The following is a 6612-nucleotide window of genomic DNA, read 5'->3' on the forward strand; positions in this document are numbered from 1 at the left end:
GCCGCGGGCGAAGGCGAGATCCCTCGCGTCGTGCAGGATGATGTCCTTGCGCCGGTCGGCGTCGAGGATCACGTCGGCGCGCTCCAACGCCTGCGCGTAGTCGTCGAAGCGGCGCACCTCGAACGGCTCGGGCGCGAGGAAGCGGTGGCCGACCGTGACCGTGCCGGCCGTGATCCCCTCGACCGAGAACGGCACGACCTCCGGCGTCTCGGTCTCGGGGCCGAAGGTCGCGACGATCGACTGCAGCGGGCGCACCCAGCGCAGGGAGCCTGCTTGCGCCGAGGCCGCGCCCCAGCGCATCGATTTCGGCCAGGGGAAGCTTTTGATGATGCCCGGCAGGATCTCGGCCAGCACGTCCAGCGTCTCGCGGCCGGGCCGCTCGATCACCGCGAGGTAGAACTCGCCCTTCTTCGGATCGGTGACGGTGGTGGCCTGATCGAGGCTGGCGAGCCCCGCGCTCTTGAGAAAGCCCTGCACGGCGGCGTCCGGCGCGCCGACGCGGGGGCCGCGCCGCTCCTCGCGCACGGCCTCGCCCCGCGGGGGCAGCCCGGCGACGTGCAGCGCCAGCCGCCGCGGCGTCGCGAAGGCCTTGGCGCCCTCGTAGAGGAAACCGCGCTCGACCAGCGCGTCGGTGACGAGCTTCCTCAGATCCTCGGCCGCACGCCGCTGCATGCGCGCGGGGATCTCTTCGGAGCGGAGTTCGAGCAGGAGGTCAGGCATGCGCGCGGGAATAGCCGGCCGCTTTAGCCGCGTCGAGATGGGGGACGGGCCCTGTCTGTCAACGCCGCCGCTTCGTCAGGATGAGCGCGAGGGCGTGGCGATGATCACAAACACCCTGTTTGTGATCATCGCGCCTCCACCGATTGTCATTTCTGACAATCCGGCCCGTCACCCGATCCGCCCGCCGCCCGTGCGCCGCACCGCCACCACGGACGGCCGCGGCGGCATGTCCGGCGAAAAGTCCGGCCAGCGGGTCGAGGGCCTTTCGTAGGAACCGAGCGCGTTCTCCTCGTCGGGTTCGCCGGGATGCTGGACGGCGACGAAGAAGGTCTCGTCGTCGGGGGTGAAGCAGGGGCCGCACATCTCCGCGCCCACCGGCACCCGCAGGAAGTGGCGCGCCGTGCCCCGGCGCGGCCCCTCCGTCTCCACCGCCCAGATGCCGTCGGCGCGGCCGGTGGCGCGGCGGTTGTTGCCGTCGGTGGCGATCCACAGCCGGCCGCGGCCGTCGAAGGCGCAGTTGTCGGGCATGCCGAACCAGCCGTTCTCGGTGGTGAGGGCGGAAAAACTCGCCTTCACCTCCGGCTTCGAAGGGTCGCCGCAGCGCACCAGCACCTCCCAGCGGAAGGTGTCGGCGCCGTGGTCCGTGCCGTCGGGGGCGATCTCGATGACGTGGCCGAAGGCGTTGGGACCGCGCGGGTTGCTCGGATCGGTCTGGTCGGCGGTGCGCTTCACGTTGTTGGTCAGCATCACGTAGACGCGGCCGGTGCGCGGGTTCGCCTCGATGTCCTCGGGCCGGTCCATCGGCGTGGCGCCGAGCTGCTTGGCGGCACGGCGGGTCTCGATCAGCACGTCGGCTTGGGAGGCGAAGCCGTTCTCCGTGACGAGCCCGTTCGCACCGTGGACCAGCGGCAGCCAGCGGCCGGTGCCGTCGGGCTCGAACCGGGCGACGCTGAGAGTGCCGGAATTGAGCAGGTCGGCGTTTGCGCCGCGCTCCGCCTGCACGCGGCCGTCGCTGACGAAGCGGTAGACGTGCTGGAAGCGCTCGTCGTCGCCGAGATAGACGACGTAGCGCCCGTCGAGCGACCGGGCGCCCGCCGCGCCCTCGTGCTTGAACCGGCCGAGCGCCGTGCGCTTCTTGGGGGTCGAGCCCGGATCGAACGGGTCGATCTCGACCACCCAGCCGAAGCGGTTCGGCTCGTTCGGGGTTTGCGCGAGATCGAAGCGCGGATGGAAGCGGCTCCAGGCATATTGCAGGCTGCCCATGCCGATGGCCTTGGCGTTGGCGGCCTCCGGATGCCCGGCGGGGAGGGCGCCGCCGAAATAGTAGTTGATGTTCTCTTCGCCCGAGAGCCACGTGCCCCAGGGCGTGACGCCGCCCGAGCAGTTGTTGATCATGCCGAGCACCCGCCGGCCGCTCGGATCGGCCTCGGTCACGAGACGGGGATGGCCGGCCGCCGGGCCGGTGAGGTCGATCGGCGTCTGCGCGGTGATGCGGCGGGTATAGGGCGAGCCGCTCACCGGGCGCCAGCCGTCGGCCTCGCGGACGATCTCCACCACCGAACCGCCATGGGCGGCCATCTCGACCGCGACCTGTTCCGGGCTCAAGCCGGCGATCACGCCCTTGCGGTCGGCGGCCTGGAGGCCGGGAAACATCAGCTCGGCATTCGTGTACTCGTGATTGACCACGAGCAGGCCGCGCCGGCCCTCCTGATCGAGGGGGATGAAGCCGACGAAATCGTTGTTGTAGCCGAACTGGCGCTCCTGATTCGCGGCGCTCTGCTTCCTCGGATCGAAGGTGGGCGCGCCGGGAAACAGCGGATCGCCCCAGCGCAGCAGCGGCTTCGCCTCGTAGCCCTCGGCGACGTGCAGGTGCTCATCGACGCCGGCGGTCAGTTCCGGAAAGTCGAAGGCCGGCGCGTCGGCCGCCGCAGCCGGTGTGGCCTGCGGCGCGATGCCGGCGGCGAGGGCGGCGGCGAGCGAGCCGCGCATCAGGTCGCGCCGGGAGAAGCGGTGCGCGATCACCGCGTCGAGGGTCGGGGCATCGGGCAGGTCGGACATCGTGCGCGTCTCATCAGCCTTCGAATGGCGGCGCGCCTACGCCCCTCAGATGTCGCTTCGATGACGGAGACAGCCCTCGGATGTGCGGCTTGGCCCGCGCTACTGCAGGGGCTCCGAGAGGATGGCGATCAGATCCCAGGTTTCGCCCTTCAGCGAGCGGACATTGGCGATCTTCCAGGCCCCCGCCTCGCGCACGAGGCTGTAGCGCAGCTCCTGCGGGCCGCCGTTGCGGAAGGTCGCCCGCACCTCGGCCCGGTCGCCCTCGCTCGAGAGCGGCGCGAGCGTCAGGGACTTGGCGAAGCCCGGCTCGGTGTCCTGGCCGTTCACGTGGAAGGCGAAGCCGAGCCGCCCGACCTCGCCCTTCGCCTCGCGCTGGTCGCGCTCGTAGAGGGCGCGCAGCCGCTTCGCGTAGAAGCGCACCGCGTTGATGTCGTCCGCCGCGTAGAAGGCCCGCACGGTCTCCACCGAATCGGTCGCGGACTGCGCGAGGGCCGGCCCGGCGAGGAGCCCGAAGGCGAGGGGCAGGGCGAGGGCGAGGACGGCGCGGCGGCGCATCTCAGGCCGCGGCGGCGTGACCGCCGGCCTCGGTCTTCAGCCACGCGGCGCCGCAGGCCTTGGCCAGCTCGCGCACCCGCAGGATGTAGCTCTGGCGCTCGGTGACCGAGATGACGCCGCGGGCGTCGAGCAGGTTGAAGACGTGGCTCGCCTTGATGCACTGGTCGTAGGCGGGCTGCACGATCCGGTGGCGCGCGCCGTCCGTTTCGGGGGCGCCGGCTTCGAGGTAGGCGCGGCAGGCCTTCTCCGCGTCGGCGAAGTGGCGGAACAGCATCGCCGTGTCGGCGGCCTCGAAGTTGTGGCGGGAATATTCCTGCTCGGCCTGGAGGAAGACGTCGCCGTAGGTGACCCGCTCGTCGCCCTCGCCGCCGTTGAAGTTGAGATCGTAGACGTTCTCCACGCCCTGCACGTACATCGCCAGCCGCTCGAGACCGTAGGTCAGCTCGCCGGCCACCGGCGCGCACTCGAAGCCGGCGACCTGCTGGAAGTAGGTGAACTGGCTCACCTCCATGCCGTCGCACCAGCATTCCCAGCCCAGGCCCCAGGCACCGAGCGTCGGGCTCTCCCAATCGTCCTCGACGAAGCGGATGTCGTGGAGCTTGAGATCGACGCCGATCGCCTCCAGCGAGGCGAGGTAGAGCTCCTGGAGGTTCGGCGGGTTCGGCTTCAGGATCACTTGGAACTGGTAATAGTGCTGCAGCCGGTTCGGGTTCTCGCCGTAGCGCCCGTCTTTCGGGCGGCGGGAGGGCTGCACGTAGGCCGCCTTCCAGGGCTTCGGGCCGAGCGCCCGCAGGGTGGTGGCCGGATGGAAGGTGCCCGCGCCGACCTCCATGTCGTAGGGCTGGAGGATCACGCAGCCCTTGGCCGCCCAGAAGCGCTGCAGCGTCAGGATCAGGCCCTGGAACGAGCGTTTGGGCGAAAGGTCGGCGTCGCTCGACATGAAAGATCCGGCAGGTGGGAAGCTGCCGGACCGTTTAAGAGCGGGGGGCGGGGTGTCAAGCGACGGCACCCCGCAGGTCGGTCAGGTCCGCGGCGCGGAGCGGCCGAAGGTCCGCTTGTCCTTGCGCTCCTTCGGAACGGCCTCGACCGCCGGCTTCGCCGCCAGGAGGCGTTTCACGCGTTCGTTGAAGTCGGACGAAGAGACGGGGCGTGCGCCCCCCTTTTCCGGAGCAAGAGCCATGTCGGCCTCCGCTTGAACGCCCAAGGCACGGAATTGCGCGGAGGGTGTCCCTGATATGGGGCGCCGGCCGGCTTTTGCGAGCCGGAGGCCCCGGACGGGGCACGCCGCGGCCCCCCGGTGCGTCCCGGCACATCTTTTTGCGGTTCGAGGGCTCAGAGCGGGAACGGCAAAGCTTTCAGCCAAGTTAATGCGGCAAAGGAACAGCCTCGCTTCGCTCCTCCGGGCGAGCGGATACCAGTCTGAGACAGATCATGCGCAAGGGATTGACTGTTTTCGCCGCGCTCGTCGCGGCCGCTCTCGCCACCACGTCGCTGATGATGGGCGCGTCGAACGCGCTCGCCACGCCCGACGGCACCGCGACGGTCGAGAAGACGGTGGCGGTCACGCCCGTCGAGGTCGCCCCGGTCGCCGCGATGCCGGCGGCCGAGACCTGCGCCCGCAAGGTCCGGGTCGTCTATTCCGGCTACGGCGCCCCGGCCGGCTGCGCGCGCTGAGACGGAACGCTCTCACGGGCGGGCGAGGCACCGTTCCCGCAACCCGGTGACGATCCGCTCGAACACCTCCGTCCGGTCGAGGGCGCGGGCCAGAACCACCGCGCCCTGGATGCCGCCCACGGCCTCCTCGGCGAGGGCGCCGGCCGTCTCGGGCGCGTGTCCCGCGCGGGCGAGCGCCCCGGCGAGGTCCTCGACCCAGCGGGCGAAATAGTCCCGGAGCCGGCCCGCGAAACGGTCGCGGGCATCGCTCAGGCTCAGGGCCCCGACGAGGCAGACGCGGCGGCCGGAGCGGAAGTAGTCGGCGACCGTCGCGAACATCGCCGCCACGGCCGCCGCCGGGTCATCCGCCTCCCGCAGGGGGCGGAACACGTTGGTCTCGAACCAGCCGTCGATCTCCACTAGCACGGTGTCCGCCATCTCCGCCTTCCCGCCGGGGAAGAAGTGATAGAGGCTGCCCTTGCCGAGCCCCGTCGCCGTCGAGATCAGCGACAGGCTCGCGCCCTCGTAGCCGTGCTCGCGGAACACCTCCGCGAGCACCGGCAGCACGTCGGACCGCTCGGCAACGGTGCGGGCCACGCGCTACAGCCCCAGATCGCTCAGGGAGGGGTGGTCGTCCGGCCGGCGGCCGAGGGGCCAGTGATACTTCCGGTCGGCCTCGGCGATCGGCAGGTCGTTGATGGAGGCGATCCGGCGGCGCATCAGTCCCGCCTCGTCGAACTCCCAGTTCTCGTTGCCGTAGGAGCGGAACCACTGGCCGCTGTCGTCGCGCCACTCGTAGGCGAAGCGCACGGCGATGCGGTTGCCCTGATGCGCCCAGACCTCCTTGATCAGCCGGTACTCCAGCTCACGCGCCCACTTGCGCCGCAGGAAGGCAGCGATCTCCTCGCGCCCGCGAACGAACTCGGCCCGGTTCCGCCAGACGCTGTCCGGCGTGTAGGCCAGCGCGACCCGCTCGGGATCGCGGCTGTTCCAGGCATCCTCCGCCATGCGCGCCTTCTGCGCGGCGGTCTCATCGGTGAAGGGCGGAAGCGGGGGACGGGACATGGCAGACCTTTCTGTACCGATCGGTTAGGACAAGACCGATCGGTACAGTATGTCGGGCTTATCGGCAAGCCGGTGACGGAACGGACGCCGCCGACGCGGGGGCCGGAACCGGACCTCGCCTACAATCCCAGCCGTGCCCAGGCGGCGCGCTCCTCCACCGCCGCGATCAGCGCGTCGGGCAGTTCGGCGGTCTGGCCCGGCCCGGCGCGGCGCAGCAGGCGGGCGAGCCAGGAGCCGCGGGTCTCGGCCACGAGGCGCAGGTCGACCGTCTCGCCGTAGCGGGCGCGCAGCGTGCCGCGCAGGTCGCCCAGCGCATCGACGAGGCCGAGCTCGAGCGCCTGCCGCCCGGTCCAGACCGCGCCGGTGAACAGGTCGCGGCTCGCGTCGAGCTTGGGCCGGCGCTCGCGCACGAGGCCCGTGAACAGGGCCTGCACGTCGGCCTGGATCTCCTTCAGCCGGGCGATGTCCTGCGGGTTCTCCGGGCGGAACGGGTCGAGCATCGCCTTGGCCTCGCCCTGGGTGTGGACGCGGCGCTCGACGCCGATGCGCTCGATCAGCCGG

At 71.0% G+C, this 6612-nt stretch carries 8 protein-coding genes; 1 reads left to right on the plus strand and 7 read right to left on the minus strand.

The genetic code is table 11. The features are described from left to right. The 4 genes from MFF42_RS17780 to MFF42_RS17795 form a co-directional block, all read right to left on the minus strand. Window positions 1-720: glycine--tRNA ligase subunit beta (locus tag MFF42_RS17780; protein WP_238256939.1), on the minus strand; the 720-nt coding region annotated here is incomplete at its 3' end. 168 nt (window positions 721-888) lie between these two features. Beyond that, on the minus strand, window positions 889-2778 hold the full coding sequence (locus tag MFF42_RS17785) for a PhoX family protein (RefSeq protein WP_238256940.1): 1890 nt from the start codon (window positions 2776-2778) through the stop codon (window positions 889-891). Between the two features lie 99 nt (window positions 2779-2877). Continuing rightward, window positions 2878-3333 carry a DUF3828 domain-containing protein gene (locus MFF42_RS17790; RefSeq protein WP_238256941.1) on the minus strand — a complete coding sequence of 152 codons (456 nt, stop codon included), beginning with the start codon at window positions 3331-3333 and terminating at the stop codon, window positions 2878-2880. Between the two features lies 1 nt (window position 3334). Then, entirely contained in the window at window positions 3335-4273 is a 939-nt protein-coding gene (locus MFF42_RS17795; protein WP_238256942.1) for a glycine--tRNA ligase subunit alpha, read from the minus strand. Between the two features lie 491 nt (window positions 4274-4764). Between MFF42_RS17795 and MFF42_RS17800 the strand changes: the two genes are divergently transcribed. Then, complete coding sequence (locus MFF42_RS17800) at window positions 4765-5007, plus strand: hypothetical protein (RefSeq protein ID WP_238256943.1); 243 nt, start codon at window positions 4765-4767, stop codon at window positions 5005-5007. A 12-nt stretch (window positions 5008-5019) separates the two neighbouring features. Here the strand turns inward: MFF42_RS17800 and MFF42_RS17805 are convergent, their stop codons facing one another. From MFF42_RS17805 to MFF42_RS17815, 3 genes are all read right to left on the minus strand, one after another. Next, a complete protein-coding gene (locus MFF42_RS17805) occupies window positions 5020-5583 on the minus strand; it encodes a TetR/AcrR family transcriptional regulator (RefSeq protein ID WP_238256944.1) in 564 nt (187 codons plus the stop codon). 3 nt (window positions 5584-5586) lie between these two features. Further along, window positions 5587-6051, minus strand: a complete 465-nt coding sequence (locus MFF42_RS17810) for a nuclear transport factor 2 family protein (RefSeq protein WP_238256945.1) — start codon at window positions 6049-6051, stop codon at window positions 5587-5589. Window positions 6052-6170: 119 nt separating this feature from the next. Beyond that, a partial coding sequence (locus MFF42_RS17815; protein ID WP_238256946.1) for a S49 family peptidase occupies window positions 6171-6612 on the minus strand: 442 nt, incomplete at its 5' end.

This window comes from Methylorubrum podarium, assembly GCF_022179745.1.
Lineage (GTDB): Bacteria > Pseudomonadota > Alphaproteobacteria > Rhizobiales > Beijerinckiaceae > Methylobacterium > Methylobacterium podarium.